The 15,785-nt window shown below is 36.4% G+C and carries 12 protein-coding genes; 2 read left to right on the forward strand and 10 right to left on the reverse strand.

From position 1 onward, the window contains the following. Window positions 1–171: 171 nt before the first annotated feature. From uvrA to QF044_RS08790, 5 genes are all read right to left on the reverse strand, one after another. The gene (uvrA, locus tag QF044_RS08770) at window positions 172–3,003 is read right to left on the reverse strand and encodes an excinuclease ABC subunit UvrA (protein WP_307265952.1); all 2,832 of its coding nucleotides are present in this window, start codon (window positions 3,001–3,003) and stop codon (window positions 172–174) included. Between the two features lie 208 nt (window positions 3,004–3,211). Continuing rightward, on the reverse strand, window positions 3,212–4,144 hold the full coding sequence (locus QF044_RS08775; RefSeq protein WP_307265954.1) for a DUF3829 domain-containing protein: 933 nt from the start codon (window positions 4,142–4,144) through the stop codon (window positions 3,212–3,214). Between the two features lie 22 nt (window positions 4,145–4,166). Beyond that, on the reverse strand, window positions 4,167–6,050 hold the full coding sequence (locus tag QF044_RS08780; protein WP_307265956.1) for a type VI secretion system baseplate subunit TssF: 1,884 nt from the start codon (window positions 6,048–6,050) through the stop codon (window positions 4,167–4,169). Window positions 6,051–6,080: 30 nt separating this feature from the next. Next, the gene (locus QF044_RS08785; protein WP_307265958.1) at window positions 6,081–6,521 is read right to left on the reverse strand and encodes a GPW/gp25 family protein; all 441 of its coding nucleotides are present in this window, start codon (window positions 6,519–6,521) and stop codon (window positions 6,081–6,083) included. 168 nt (window positions 6,522–6,689) lie between these two features. Then, window positions 6,690–8,105 (reverse strand): APC family permease, encoded by a 1,416-nt coding sequence (locus QF044_RS08790; protein ID WP_307265960.1) that lies wholly within the window; start codon window positions 8,103–8,105, stop codon window positions 6,690–6,692. 142 nt (window positions 8,106–8,247) lie between these two features. Between QF044_RS08790 and QF044_RS08795 the strand changes: the two genes are divergently transcribed. After that, the gene (locus QF044_RS08795) at window positions 8,248–8,760 is read left to right on the forward strand and encodes a DUF4920 domain-containing protein (protein ID WP_307265961.1); all 513 of its coding nucleotides are present in this window, start codon (window positions 8,248–8,250) and stop codon (window positions 8,758–8,760) included. Between the two features lie 72 nt (window positions 8,761–8,832). Here the strand turns inward: QF044_RS08795 and QF044_RS08800 are convergent, their stop codons facing one another. Next, a complete protein-coding gene (locus tag QF044_RS08800; RefSeq protein WP_307265962.1) occupies window positions 8,833–9,942 on the reverse strand; it encodes a M14 family zinc carboxypeptidase in 1,110 nt (369 codons plus the stop codon). Between the two features lie 832 nt (window positions 9,943–10,774). Between QF044_RS08800 and QF044_RS08805 the strand changes: the two genes are divergently transcribed. After that, window positions 10,775–11,311: a helix-turn-helix domain-containing protein gene (locus QF044_RS08805; protein ID WP_307265964.1), complete on the forward strand. Its 537-nt coding sequence runs from the start codon at window positions 10,775–10,777 to the stop codon at window positions 11,309–11,311. Window positions 11,312–11,368: 57 nt separating this feature from the next. Here the strand turns inward: QF044_RS08805 and QF044_RS08810 are convergent, their stop codons facing one another. The 4 genes from QF044_RS08810 to QF044_RS08825 form a co-directional block, all read right to left on the reverse strand. Beyond that, complete coding sequence (locus tag QF044_RS08810) at window positions 11,369–12,388, reverse strand: T9SS type A sorting domain-containing protein (RefSeq protein ID WP_307265966.1); 1,020 nt, start codon at window positions 12,386–12,388, stop codon at window positions 11,369–11,371. Between the two features lie 223 nt (window positions 12,389–12,611). Further along, on the reverse strand, window positions 12,612–13,778 hold the full coding sequence (locus QF044_RS08815) for a proline dehydrogenase family protein (RefSeq protein WP_307265967.1): 1,167 nt from the start codon (window positions 13,776–13,778) through the stop codon (window positions 12,612–12,614). A 64-nt stretch (window positions 13,779–13,842) separates the two neighbouring features. Continuing rightward, a complete protein-coding gene (locus tag QF044_RS08820) occupies window positions 13,843–14,772 on the reverse strand; it encodes a UbiA family prenyltransferase (protein WP_307265968.1) in 930 nt (309 codons plus the stop codon). Between the two features lie 10 nt (window positions 14,773–14,782). Continuing rightward, on the reverse strand, window positions 14,783–15,709 hold the full coding sequence (locus tag QF044_RS08825; RefSeq protein ID WP_307265970.1) for a mevalonate kinase: 927 nt from the start codon (window positions 15,707–15,709) through the stop codon (window positions 14,783–14,785). Window positions 15,710–15,785: the final 76 nt, after the last annotated feature.

Genomic DNA, 15,785 nt, shown 5'->3' on the forward strand with positions numbered 1-15,785 from the left:
GTTAACATTGAAATTCAATTAGCTGATTACCAGATAAATAATTTTAAATAAAATTAAAAAATTAATATTAGACTGGTAAATTAGCCTTATTTTGACCTTAATAATAATTGATTTTCAATAAAAAAAGAATTTGCAAAAGCAAATTCTTTTATATAGTTAGATAAATATTTCTTATTCAAGTTCCCGCTTCAAGAATTTTCCAGTCAAACTCTTCTTAGACTTTACAATTTCTTCAGGAGTTCCCTGCGCAACGATCTGTCCGCCGTGCTTTCCGCCTTCCGGTCCTACGTCGATAATATGATCGGCTAATTTAATCACATCCATATTATGTTCAATGATGATAAATGAGTTTCCTAATTCTACCAGCTGGTTGATGGCATCCATCAGGATCTTTACATCTTCGAAGTGAAGTCCGGTTGTAGGTTCATCTAAGATATACAGTGTATTTCCAGTCTGTCTTTTTGATAGTTCTGTTGCCAGTTTAATACGTTGTGCCTCTCCTCCTGAAAGTGTTGTAGACTGCTGTCCGAGGGTAATATATCCCAATCCTACATCCTGAAGGGTCTTTACTTTAGCAAATATCTTAGGAATTGGCTGGAAGAAGTCTACCGCTTCATCAATCGTCATATCCAACACATCGGAAATTGATTTCCCTTTGTAACGCACTTCCAGTGTTTCTCTGTTGAAACGTTTTCCATTACAGGTTTCACAGTGAACATACACATCAGGAAGAAAGTTCATTTCAATAACTTTTAATCCTCCACCCTGGCAGGTTTCACATCTTCCGCCTTTTACATTGAATGAGAATCTTCCCGGCTTATAGCCACGGATCTTGCTTTCCGGAAGTTCTGCAAAAAGATTTCTGATATCAGTGAACATTCCTGTGTATGTTGCGGGATTTGAACGTGGTGTTCTCCCGATCGGAGTCTGGTCTACGTCTACAATTTTATCAATATTATCAAGACCGTCTATTTTTTTATACGGAAGAGGCTCCTGAACAGCTCTGTAGAAATGCTTATTAAGGATCGGGTACAAAGTTCCGTTGATCAGAGAAGATTTTCCGCTTCCTGAAATTCCAGTTACTACCACCAGTTTCCCTAATGGAATATCAAGGGTAACATTTTTAAGGTTATTTCCTGTAGCTCCTTTTAATAAAATGTTTTTGCCGCTTCCGGCTCTTCTTTCTGCAGGAATTTCTATTTTTCTTTTTCCGTTGATATACTGTGCTGTAATAGTATCTGCTTTTAAAAGATCTTTTGGTTTTCCCTGCCACAGCACTTCTCCCCCGAATTTTCCGGCTCTAGGGCCAATATCCAGCACCTCATCGGCTTCCAGAATCATATCTTTGTCGTGTTCTACAACAATAACAGAATTTCCGATGTCTCTAAGGTTTTTTAATGATCTGATCAGTCTTTCATTATCTCTTTGGTGAAGCCCGATACTTGGTTCATCCAGAATATACAATACATTCACCAGCTGTGACCCGATTTGTGTAGCCAGACGGATCCTTTGAGATTCTCCTCCGGAAAGTGTTTTGGAGCTTCTGCTTAAGCTCAGATAATCCAAACCTACATCCAGAAGGAACTGGAGTCTTGTTTCAATCTCTTTTAAGATCTCGTGGGCAATGATCTTATTTTTTTCCGAGAATTTATCTTTTACATCGGATAACCATTCCTTCAGATCGGATAAACTTAAACCGTTTACCTCAGCAATATTCTTTCCGTCTATTTTAAAACTTAAACTTGCCGGCTGAAGACGGGTCCCGCCACATTCCGGGCAGGTTTCTTCAGTGGTGAAATGCCTTTCTAATAATACGGCTTCATAAGATTCTCTTTCTTCAATGATCTCTTCCATAAAAGTGATCAGACCATCGAAACTTATTTTTATCTTTTTGGTGATTCCTGCGTATTTCAGGTCTTTATTAAATTCTTTGTGACATCCGTTATAGATATAATCCAAAGCTTCTTCGGGAATATCTTTCATAGGTGTTGCCATTCCCAAACCAAAGATCTCAAGGATATTTTTGATCTGAGACAGAATCCATTTGTTGGATTTAATATCTTCCAATGGCAGCAATCCACCCTGGTTTATTGATAATTTAGGATTTTCAATAAAATAATCTGTATTGATCTTTTTGATGGTTCCCAATCCTTTACACTCCGGGCAGCTTCCTTTCGGAGAGTTGAAAGAGAATGTATTCGGTTCAGGAAGTGCCAGGGAATGTCCTGTTTCTGCATCCATCAGGTTTTTCGAGAAGTACTCTATATCGGTAGCTCCCAGTTTCTGGATTCCGATAATCCCCTCACCCATTTCCATTGCGGTACGCAGTGATTTTTCCATTCTGCCCTCTGAGGCATTTTCTCCAATGATCCAACGATCAATCACAATATCAATATCATGGGTTTTGTAACGGTCCAATTTCAGGTCATATTCTATATCCTGTAAATCACCGTCAATCCTGGCCTGGCCATAACCTTTTTTGGCCATCTGCACAAAAAGCTCATGATAGTGTCCCTTTCTTGAACGCACCACAGGAGCCATCAGCATTATTTTTTCGCCTTTATAGTTTTCCTTAATGGTTTCAAGAATCTGGTCTTCTGTGTAGCTTACCAATTTTTTTCCAGTAGACAATGAATAGGCATCGGAAACTCTTGCGTATAAAAGACGCAGGTAATCATAGAGTTCAGTAACCGTTCCTACAGTGGATCTGGGATTTTTATTGGTGGTTTTCTGCTCTATCGCAATTACCGGAGAAAGTCCTTCAATTTTGTCTACATCAGGACGTTCCAAACCGCCTAAAAACTGACGTGCATAAGCTGAAAATGTTTCAATATAACGGCGCTGTCCTTCTGCAAAAATGGTATCGAATGCCAAAGATGATTTTCCGCTTCCGGAAAGCCCTGTTATTACAACAAGTTCGTTGCGGGGGATCTTTACATTGATATTTTTAAGGTTGTGTTCACGTGCTCCGTAAACTTCTATATATTCTGTTGATTTACTCATAATTTGGGGTGATTCTGCCTGAAAATCACAATGTGCAAAATTACGGAATTTTATGGAAATGTATAAGGTGAAATATTTTATTACCACTTAATTTTAGTTAAATTTTAAATAGATCAAATGGGTTCTTTTTTAAGACGATGATTCATCTTTATAAAATAAAAAGACCAATACAGTGTACTGGTCTTTATAATGAATTATACGTATTGGGTTATTTCACAAATGAATTGTATGAATTCAGGACAGACTCGTAGGATGAGTCGACCTGCTGGATATCACTGTCGGATATTTTCCCTGTGCCTTTGGAGTCACGGATGAGCTTTCTGTAGATATCTAAAAAGTCTGAAGCACTTTTGTTAAAGCTTTCAAACTGAGATTTTTTATACGAATACTGTGGATCTTTTACGTCGAAATTCATTTTTGAATTGGCTTCTACTGCTTTGGCAAGCTCGTCATATTTTTTCTGAATTTCTGCTTCATTGAATTTTCCGGAATACTGCTTGTCCAGCACATCAATGGTAGATTCCAGGGAAGTCATTACACTTTTAGAAGAAATAATGAATTCTTTCATTGGATGATCTTTCAATACAACTTCTTCTGCAGCATCAGTTCCGGGCTTGATCTTGATGATTAAATTTTCACCTGAGGTAAATAAAGCCTGAGCTTCAGTCTCAATATCTTTTGTGATGGCATCAGCTTTCGCTCCTTTGTCATCTTTATAGTCTTCTGAAGTCATATAGGATTTAAGTTCATCAAACTTCTTCTGTATAATTTCTTTTTTAGCTTTATATGTATTAAAGTCTGCTTCAATGGCTGCTTTATCTTTTCCGAATCCTGACGGCACATCCTTGATCTTTCCGAATGAAAAATCCATCGAATTGATTACAATAGGCATTATCGTTACGTTCTCTCCTTTAGCTTTCGCTGAGGCAGCATCTGCATATTTAAGAATACTTTCTATATGTCTGGATGTACTTTTATAGGAATCTAAAAAGTTATTGTTAAATTCAATAATAGCATTGGCATCTTCGGCTCCTCCAAGATTTATAACAGATTGCCCCAGTTTACTGATATCTTTTTTACAGCTTATCACACTGACTGATGTAAAAGTCAGGGCTAGTGCAAGTACGATAATCTTTCTCATATTTTATAGTTTAGATATTAATTTAAATTTCGTCAAGATCGATGTCTTCATTATTTATTCTTACTACATATTCTATCCCGTCAATAGCCTTTGAAATGATCTGGTTTCGGAGAATATTGGCCATATTTTCCCAGTATGCCCTTCCATAGAAAGAATAGTTCTGAGGAATGATCTCTACCTCAACGGTTCTTACAAAACCTTCTTTTGGCCTGTTGCTAATCATGGTTCCTCTTCTTACCCTTACCTCTTTTACCTCATCTTTAAGAATCATTCTGCAATAATTTTTAACGTCTTCAAGGGAAATGATTTTGTCTCTTGTAGTTAATGCATATTTATAAGCCTGAATACTGTCTGTACCTTTCTGTTCCTCAGCGCCACCAATAGTTTCAGTAAGAAGAATCACAGTCTGGGACTTCAGCTGATTAGATAGCTCTGTTCCCGGACGCATATGATTGGCGAGCGTACAATGCGTTACCCAAAAGGAAGCATAGGTGTGGTCTGTTTTTTCTACAGGCTCCATGATGACATAATTCAGTTCCTGTCTGATATTTCTCTTGGCATTATTCACCTTTTGGACCATTGTTTTCATTTTGTCAGACATTTCACTAAGGACACCTTTAACGTTATCCCTGTTTAAAAGTGAAAATGCGGCAATTTCATCTCTAGTCAGCTCCAGCACATTGGCAATCATATCTACAGCATTTCTATTCGTAAAACGTTCCATACCTCCTTTTCTTACTGTATAAAGTCCTTTTTTAAGGTCATCTGCCGGGGTAAAAGGAATTTCAGTATATCTTCTTCCATCACCATCCTGAACCTCATCTACATACAGAAAATGCTCACCTTCATCTGTAACCAAAGGAATGTTGTTTCCCATAATGTCCAGGCTGTATTCTGTTTTCTTCCATCCTCTATTGTAGATTGGAAAAGCATTCAGTACAAATGAAAAATTATCCAGGATCTCCGCGGAAAACTGGGGTGGAAACTCAAATGTCAGCCATAAGTAACGTTTATCTCCAATTTGCTTTCTTATTTCTTCTTTTCCGTCAAGAAACTCCAGATTCTGAGGAAGTTTTCCCGGTTCTGAAAACAGACTGCTTGAAATTCCGGTTACCTCAATAAATTTATGGCGGTAAATGCTTTTAATATCTTCAATAGCCTTATTCCGGATCGACTGCTCTCTGAACATCTGCTCGTATCCTTCCTGCTGGCTATTGGTCAGGTAACTTAATCCTTCCCTTACAAATAAAGGATTTCCATTACTGGTCACATTGATGTATGGAAGTAATTTATATACAAAATCCATATGCTCAAAGGCTGGGTTTGAACAGAATATACTTACATACTTAGGGAAGTTTTCACTGGCGTATCTGCTTACATCTACTCCAATTGTGATCTTTCTGTAATCTTCCGGCTTTCCCTGGAATCTTGCTACAGGTATTTTATTAAGCCTGTCATCAACACTGTAACAGGTATTCCCAACAAACATTACTGAGGTCTGTACTTTATTGATCCGAACATTGCCTACCGGCGTGAAAGGAATATTCAGCTGCTTATCCGATTCTGATTTCACGGTAGACGTCATCTGCTTACGGAAAAAGAATTCGGTGTGCTCCAACAAAACTTCCGAAGACTCATAAGGCAGTGTAAAGGCCACAGCATGAGCCGGAATCGGATGGGTATATATTGATGGAGTCAGAAGTTTGGCCAGTTTTTCCAGAATCCTGGCATTTACAGTCTGGATTTCGTTATTGGCTTTAAAGACTTCCGTACTGAAGGCATCAATCAGGAGTTTTACAAAAGGATCCAGAGACTGCGGGCTTTTCAGTCCCCACACTTTGGTGGCATTCTGAAGCATTCTTGCCTTTACAGATTCTTTGGAATATATATTTTGATCTAAGTTCATAAATTTTGGTGTAGGTTATTAGAAGAGTGTTTAGTCAATAGACATCGGACTTAAAAATAATTCTGTAGAAAAACTGAAACGCTCTCCCGTTGCCTCCATTTTTGCATTGATGGCAATTCTTACTTTCTTTTTGATCTCTGTATGTTCTTTGGTATCGTAGCTGTGTTCTACAAATTGAATATGCGCATCAATCTGCGCCTGTACAATGCGTGGTTCATATTCCTGGATCTGCCGTCTGAGGCTTTTAATAAAGACGCTCTCCCAAACAGCACTGGTCACTCCATTATCGAATTCCAGGTTCCAAACGTCGTTCCCGTAATTGTCATCATATCTGTTCTCGCCTTTTTTGGTGGTAATCAGCAGCATGATATTGTGAGCAATGCTTTCGCCCATGTCGCAGATCTCAATGCTTCCGCCTTCAGTCATTAATGTAGAAGGTACAAAAGGCATTCTGTAATTTGGTGTATCCATAGTCAGCTTCTTATTTTTTCTTCATAGTCTAGTTCACTTAAAAAAGAAATACCAAAATACACATTTTCATGAAATAAATAAGAAAAAGAAACCAAAATATTACTGAAAATGAAGGCTTCCTGACAAGTCGGGAAGCCTTAAAAGTATATAAATACGGTTGAATTTATTTTATTGATCGGTTTGCTTGTTTCTGTTGATAAAATAATAGACCGGAAGCCCCAGCAGTACCATCAGAAAGCCTGGCCAGGTATATTGCTGTTTGTAGATCAGAAGCAGTACACAGAAGCCGGTTCCTATCAGAAGATAGATAATTGGAGTTACAGGGTAGAGCCAAGTTTTGTAAGGTCTTTCAAGATCCGGCTTTTTAAATCTTAAATAAATAACCCCAAAAACGGTGATCATATAAAATAAAACGATCACAAAAGAGATCATATCCAGCAGGTTACCATACTGTCCGCTCAAACAAAGGACCGATGCCCAGATACCCTGCATCCATAAAGCATTTTCCGGAACCTCGTTTTTATTATTTTTCTCGGCGGATCTGAAAAACATTCCGTCTTTTGCCATAGTTTGAAACACACGGGCACCTGCGAGAATCAGTCCGTTATCGCATCCGAATGTAGAGATCATCACAAGAACTGCAATAATAATCGTTCCCGCACTTCCGAAAATATTCTGTGATGCAGCAACTGCTACCCTGTCGTCCGCTGCAAAAGCAATACTGTCTCTGTCTAAAGCATTAAGATAGACAAAATTGACCGCTAAATAAAGAATCATCACCGCAGAAGTTCCATAGATCATTGACTTAACAATATTTCTTTTGGGATTTTCTACTTCGCCGGAAACAAAAGTTACACTTTCCCAGGCTACAGAGCTGAAAACAGAGCCTACCATAGCTGCTGCAATACCTCCAAGCAAGGTCATTCCACCTATAGGCTCCCAGCCTTCTTTAAGAAAATTACCGGTGAGATCTTTTTTAAGATTACTAAATGAATCAAAACCAAAGCTGAAATTTTGGGCCATATGGGAAAAATCTACCAGAATAAACCCTACAGCGATCAAACCTAATAGAGCAATAATCTTTGATCCTGTAAATACATTCTGAAGCAGCTTACCACTTTGCACACCTCTTGTGTTGATGTAAGTAAGAAGAAGGATAACGGCTATTGCGAGGATCTGTATCCAGGTAATCTTGAATTCGCCACTCTGTAAAATAGGAGCTGCCTGGTTCAAGGACGGAACGAGATAAGCTGTAAATTTACCAAAAGCCATTGCTACTGCGGCAATAGTTCCTGTCTGGATTACAGTAAAAAGTCCCCAGCCATAAAGAAATCCCATCCTTTTTCCGAAGATCTCCTTAAGGTAGGTATATTGACCACCAGCTTTTGGAAACAGCGCCGAAAGCTCTCCATAACTTATTGCAGCAGCTACCGTCATGATTCCTGTAATGACCCATACTATGATCAGCCAGAATCCGGATCCGAGGTTTCGCATCATATCGGCACTTACAATAAAGATTCCGCTTCCGATCATAGACCCCATTACCAGCATAACGGCGTCCCAAAGTTTCAGTTTTTTTTGCATAGTCAAGTATAGGCATCAAATATAAACAAATCTGTCATGATTTTGAAATTTGTTTAAAATTTACAGCACCGCTTATTTTTTATCAAGTTTTCTCAAAATTATTATTCGATTTTAATTAGTACTTTTGAAAAAAATATTAAAAATGAAATTCAAGACTATATTATTTGCTGCTGCTGTAAGCGCTTCCACTTTGGCTTTTGCACAGGAGACATCAGAGAAAAAATTTGGCCCACCTGCAGGAAATGCAGTTGTAGGCGATACTTACGGAGCTGTAGTTGTTTCCAATGAGTCTAAAGCAATCACAGTAGATAAACTGAGTAAGAAACTTAAAAAAGACAACAAAAAAGTGGAAGGAATTGCCGTTAAAGGAAAAGTGACGGATGTATGCGAGAAAAAAGGCTGCTGGCTTACGATCCAGACTGAAGATAATTCTCAGTTTTTCGTAAAAATGAAAGATTATGCATTCTTTGTACCGACCGCTCTAAAAGGTAAAAATGTAGTACTGGAAGGTACTGCAGAAAGAAAAGTAACTTCTATAGATGAGCAGAAGCATTATGCAGAAGATGCTAAAAAACCTCAGGCTGAAATTGATGCCATCACAACTCCTAAAGAAGAGATCAGATTTGTAGCCAATGGAATTAAAGTGGTCAACTAATCTTCATTTAATAATATAAAACGTCCTCAAGAATTACTTTTGAGGACGTTTTTTTATTTGGAATAATACTCTTTAATCTTCTATTGTAAATTCTGCTATGGCATCCAACTTCGGATATTTTGTAGCTGCTACAAATTTCTTTCCTGTACAGTCTATTTCCAGCCAGCCTTTTTTTCTCTTTACATCACCTACTTCCATAACATAAGGAACAAAGGATATTTCATCTTTCCCTTCTTCTATTATTTCCCTGTACTGAACAGCAACATCAAGAATACATTCATGATCTGTATTCAGTTTGACATTTCTGTAGATGATATCGTAATGTGTTTCCTGGTTTTCGGGGATTTCAAGGTATTTTTCCCATCCTTCAACAGCAGAATCCAGTTCACTGATTGCTTTTAATGCATAATATAAAGCAATTGTATAATATTTCCTTGTGCCTTTTCTTGTATAATCATCAATAAAATGTCCTCCTTCAAATAAAATGGTAGGCATTCCTGCTTTAATAAAGTTGTCACCAGTAGAAGTCGGATAAAATTCGTCAGAATATCTTCCGATCTGATTGGGTATCAAGTCTTTCAAATGATCATAAATCTTTCCTATTACCGCCATACATTTCTTTCTGTTATCCGTAACGGTACGTTCAATGTTTTCGGATGGAGCCAAAAAGGAAAGCGTTGCAGGATGTATACCGTCCGTAGTGAAGATAGTTCTTTGTTCATGCAGATTCAATGCATAATCGTATTTCTTTGAAGCAACGGCCTTTTTAAGGTATTTAATCTCTTTGCTGGCTTCGTTATGGAAATCCCTGTTCAAATCAATATCTGCTGCATTCAGTCTCGTCCATCGTTCTGACCCATCAGGATTGAGCATGAAAATAAAATCCAGTGTTATTTTACCGAACAGGTCATCCTTCATTTCAGGAGCCTTATCCAAGGTTTCCAGAAGATCCAATATTGCATGAGTAGCATTTGATTCATTGCCGTGCATTTGCGACCAGGCAAGAACATTAATAGATCCGGTTCCGATACTTAACTGATAAATGGGTTTATCTAAATATGACCTTCCGATCTCCTGAATGTAACCGCTGAAATTGGTCTGTAGATAGGAAAATAATTTTTCAGGGGAAATATAGCGGTTTAAGAAATTAGGGTTTGGAAAATAGATCTCTTCAAAATTCATTACAAATAATTTACAAGAGTCAAATTTAATGATTTTTGAACAGAAAAATATAATTAACATTTGTAACATGACTAAACATGTTGTACTGTCATTTTGTCTGTGGATAAAATTGTTAATTGAATATATAATAATATATAAATATTAAATAACTAAAATTCAGTATTTTACAAAGTTTACATCAATAATATTTGCAATATTACTTTAAGTACAATAAAGCCTCATAATCGGCAAATAGGCATAAAAATATTAAACGATACAAATGTGGAAAACTTACAATTCTAATTAATACACAAATGTAAATTGTTTATTTTTTGTAATTATCCTTCTAAACTCAGCCTATTTTTTGGAAGTAAAACTTTATTTAATCTTTTTTAAAGATTTTAACTTACTTCAATAAAGAATTATGCCATTACATTATACTTAAACACCTTATTAATAATCATTTAACTCTGAAATTACAGATGTATACGGTAAATAAGTTACTGTTATCTACAGATAGAACCTATAAATTAGGATAAATGTATAAGATCTTTATTTAAATATTAACTTCTATTAATCAAATAATTACAATTATATTCAGGCATTAAAATGTAAATGGAACCTTATGAGGCATTTGGAGGTTTATTATTCAATATAATAAGATTAATAATACAAATTTACTTTGTTAAATTACTTAAGAAGTATTAGATATTATACGTAAGACATTATAATATAGATGTTTATTTGTTATTTACATTTGTGTATTTGCAAAATTCACCTTTTGTTTACTTTTGTAATTTGTAAATGTAAATTTTATTATTTACATTTGTAACACAATTAACAACTTATTTTTATGAGTTTAAACGAGAGAATTTCCAAAGTTATAGAGTATTCCAATCTCACCTCTTCTGAGTTTGCAGATGAGATCGATGTACAGCGTTCTTCCATATCCCATATTACTTCGGGAAGAAATAAGCCTTCTCTGGAATTTATTATAAAAATAAAATCCCGGTTTCCTGAGATCCTTTGGGACTGGCTGGTTACAGGCGAAGGTGAAATGCTGAAATCAGAGTTGCCGGAAAAAGAAACTACGGATATAGAAAAACCTGAAGATGAAAAAATCAGACTTACTCCTCTGCCTGATTTATTTACCATGATGAAAGATGATGAAGATTTTATAGCCGAAGAGGAAATTCAACTCCCAAAACAAAGCCCGCGAGAATCACTTATACCGTACAAGAATAAAGCTCAGGAAAATATATCCGATTCTCAGCGATTAGACCATTCCGTTGATCAAATTATCAATCAAGCCATTGATAATCAAACCAATAAGATAAAACGAATTGTTTTGTTCTATGAAAACGGAAAATTTGAAAGTTTTGAGCCATAAAAAACCTGGCCAGAGAAGATGGCCAGGATAAAAAATATTTGAAGAAGAAAACTAAAGCTATTGCTTTATTAATTTTGTAATTTTAGTATGCCCGCCGTCATTCTTTATTTTCAGAATATAATTTCCTTTTGGCAGATCTGAAGCATTATACTCTTCTGAACCTTTCAGAGTTCTTACCAGTTTACCCGAAGCATCTATAACTTCTACTGTGCTGATCTTTATTTTATCAGGATTATTTATTCTGAAACTATCTCTTACCGGGTTTGGATATACCTGAATCCTGTTGTCATACTGCACTGTTTCCTGTGTGCCTAATGTTGTGGATGTAAAAGTAATGACAAAAGGCATATCCAATGGATAATCCGGAGCACTTGCAGGATTTCCTGCATCAACTATAGGCGTCCATGTTCCAGCAATAGAATCAAACTGTTTTGCATTGAAAGAAGGAAGTCCACGGTTTCCAACAATGGTCACTGGCGGTAAAAAACCTGCGCTCGCCATCACAACATTCTGTAGCTGGTATTTTATCCAATAGGTTCCAGCTCCTAAAGTAACCGGAGTATTGGCTGTAATTTTCCATATCTTTCTGTTTGTCACCGGAATTACCGATGTAGGTACAATACTGTTTCCCACTCTGTATATGTTGGAGTCTACCCCAGCACTGAATCTGTTAGTGGTATCATCTCCAAATACACTGGCAGCACCAGCTACTGAAGGATCTGAGCTGTATATATTAACTCTCACTGTATTAAAAGGAGCTGTAGTTCCTGCATAATTGGTCTGGTAGGCAAAGAAATCAATGGTACTGATCTGCCAGCTGCCTCCCACAGGAATTGTAAAGTCATCCGCAAGAAAATAACTTGACGTTACAGAGCTTGAGGTTCCGGCCAAGCCAAGGCTTGTATTAGTTTCTGTAGCATTTCCTGTATTATTCTGAAGTTCAGACCAGGTGTATCCGGTAGGAGCAGCAGTTCCGCCTTTGGAAGTAGCTCCAGTACTTAAACCTCCATTATTGTAGGTTTGTGCTAAGGAAAAGTTAGCCGCCATAAAGGCAGCAATAAGTAATGTTTTTTTCATGTATTTTTTTTATTAGTTTAATCAAATTTAGGTAATTACAATTTATTAAACAATAAAAAGTTAATAATTTTGAATTATAAACAACAAATATTAAAATATATAAAATTATTATTAATGAAGAATTTTAGTAAAACTAATGATAATACAGGATTTTGTGAGAATATTTAAAATAAACAGACCTGCAGAAATCTGCAGGTCTTATCCATATTATTTGTAAACAGTACTATTTTTTTCTTCTTTCAAGCTCTTTCTTAATCAGCCCTAATTCTCTTCCTGTCTGTCCCGCTACAGAGGTGTTTTCTCTGGCTCTTCTTGTAAGATAAGGCACAACATCCTTTACGGGTCCATACGGAAGGTATTTAGCCACATTATAGCCTTTATCAGACAGATAGAATGTAATATTATCACTCATCCCGTAAAGCTGGCCAAAATAAACATGTGGATTTCCGTTTTCCAGTGATTTGGATTTCATTTTATCCATCACCAATTCAGAAGAGACCTCATTATGGGTACCGAAAAATGCTGAAACTTTATCTAGATGATTCATCACAAAATCAATTCCCGCATTATAATTGGTATCAGATGCTTCTTTATTAGGCTGGATTGGATCAGGATATCCTTTTTCTGAAGCTCGGGCTCTTTCTTTTTCCATGTACGCTCCACGAACAATCTTATATCCGATGAAATAATTCTTTTCTCTTGCTCTCTGCAGATGCTGCTCCATATACTCCAGTCTTCCGGTTCTATACATTTGAATCGTATTCCATACGATCGGTTTTTTCTGGTTATATTTCTCCATCATCTGCTCACAAAGATGGTCTGCCGAATCCTGCATCCAGGTTTCTTCTGCATCTACCATCACTTTTTTATCATTTTCATGACACAGACTGCATACTTCATCAAATCTTTTCACCACTCTTGCCCATTCTTCTTTCTGACTTGAAGTAAGCTCGGTTCCTTTTCCAACAGCTTCATAAAGATCAATTCTACCAAAAGCGGTAGGTTTAAAAACAATGAAAGGAATAGCAGGATTTCCTACAGAAAATCTGATGATATCTTTGATTTCTTTACATACTGCATCAAAAGTTTCTTCATCTTCCTTTCCTTCAATAGAATAATCGAAAATACTTCCCACTCCTCTTTTGAAAAGTTGTTTCACCGCCTTCATACTTTCTTCACGGGTTTCCCCTCCACAGAACTGCTCAAACAAAGTGCTTTTTACAATTCCGTTCACGAAAGGAAAATTATTATGTACCGTAAAATTAAGGACAGAAGTTCCAAGGTTGGTAAGAGCGGGCTGTTCAATCATTTTAAACATCCAGTACGCCTTTCTCAATTGTGCATCAGACTTGTCTGCAAATGCAACTTTAGTATCGTTAAAAATGGGCATTCCTTTATATTAAATTTAGTTTTGCAAAGGTAATAATAACATCAGCTTATTTAAAGAATTTTTTCTATAATTTGCTTTCTATTCCATTCAGAAGCATGGCAATAATTCCGATGAAAACCCAAAACCGTAATATATTGAGGGTGAAGAATTTACTCTTCCTTGAAGAGTCTAGCAAAAGATAGATACAAAGGATCATCACAAAAAGACCTCCGGTAAAATAATAGGCCATGAACCCGGAAATTCCGGTTTTTATAATAAGCTTCATAGAAACAGCCATTGTGATCATGAGTAAAGAAATAATAATGATCCGGGTATTTCTGTTTTTAAAATAATTAGGGATTGTTACATAACCAAATGCTTTGTCTACGCTTTTGGTCAACATATCTTTGACAATATCAATGCATAAAAGAATCAGAAAAAGAAAAATGGCCATCAGAAGTACCTTCTTTGAAAAAGTTTCATAATAAACCATCATTCCAAAAAAAGGATACAGCGTAAGGCTTACAAAAGTAAGATTATTGATGATCAACATTCTACTTAATTTATGGCTGTAAAACCACATAAAAAACTGATATACTACAAAAAAGGCAAAAACTTTATGGGAGATCATCCATGCAACTCCAAGAGAAATAATTCCGAGTGCCAGATAAGCATATAAAAAATATTTCTGTTTGATAAAACTTTGGATTCTGGTCCTGAAGGGTTTTACCAGATGATCTTTTTCGCGATCATAAAACTGGTTGATGATTCCCCCTGCAAGAATGGTAATAACAGTACAGAAAATAATACCGTGCACTTTAAAATCGAAGACAAATTTTCTGAAGGTTTCATCCTGATTGAACAGGAAAAAAGTAGAAACATACAGGGCAAAAGTCAGTAATATGGCAACAAAAAATCTGGCACCGATCAGAAAGCCCACAAATTGTGACAATCTGTAAAATATAGATTTAGAGATATAGTTTTTAGATTGGAAAGTTTCTTTTTCAGAATTCATTCCAGCACTTTTAAAATCTATAAATCACCTCTTTTTGGAAGCCGTCAAGCATTTTTTCGGCTTTTGCGTAGTCTTTTGTGAAGCCCAGAATATATCCGCCGCCGCCGCTTCCGCAGAGTTTCAGATAATAGGCATTAGAATCCAGCCCTTTTTTCCAGATGTTGAAAATACTTTCAGGAATCATCGGACGGAAATGTTCATAGGCCCAATGGGAAAGCTTTTTCAGGTTTCTGAAGAAAGGATTCATATCTTTTTTAAGGAAAGATTCAATACAGGCGTTGTTGTAACGGATGAATTCCTCTTTTAATGTTTTGCGGAATCCCTCTGTTTTCATTTTTTCAAAGAAGATCTGAATCATCGGTCCTGTTTCCCCGGTTATTCCACTGTCGATAAGAAATATTGCTCCTTTCCCTTTCTCGCCATCAGGAATGGATACTCTATCCAGGTTTTCTTTATTTTCGATAAGGATTGGCAGGTTCATGTAGCAGATCAGAGGATCCATACCTGAACTTTTACCATGGAAATAGCTTTCCATCTCACCGAAAACATTTTTTAATTTTTTCAGATTATCTTTTGAAATCTGTTCGGGATCAAGCTTTCTGATTGCATATTTTTCAAAAATAGCGGCTACCAAAGCTCCTGAACTTCCTACTCCATATCCCTGAGGAATATTGGAATCAAAGAAAAGCCCTGATGCGATATCTTTTTTAAAGCTTTCAATATCCAATTTAAAATCATCGGAAAGATCAAGGGTCGTAAGAAAGTCAGAATATTTCTGCAGATGTCTGTTGGATTTAAGTTCAAATTCAGAACTCAGATCTGAGAATTTCAAGGTTCCCTTATAGAAACTGTAAGGTACTACAAGCCCCTGGGAATCTTCAATCATTCCATATTCTCCAAACAGGATTATTTTTGCATAAAATAGAGGGTTCGTCATTGTGACAATAAATCTTTTTACAAAGTTAAAATTATTCCGCTGAATATAAGCAAAACTCACGCCGAATTCCAATTTA

It is taken from the genome of Chryseobacterium sp. W4I1 (assembly GCF_030816115.1).
GTDB lineage: Bacteria > Bacteroidota > Bacteroidia > Flavobacteriales > Weeksellaceae > Chryseobacterium.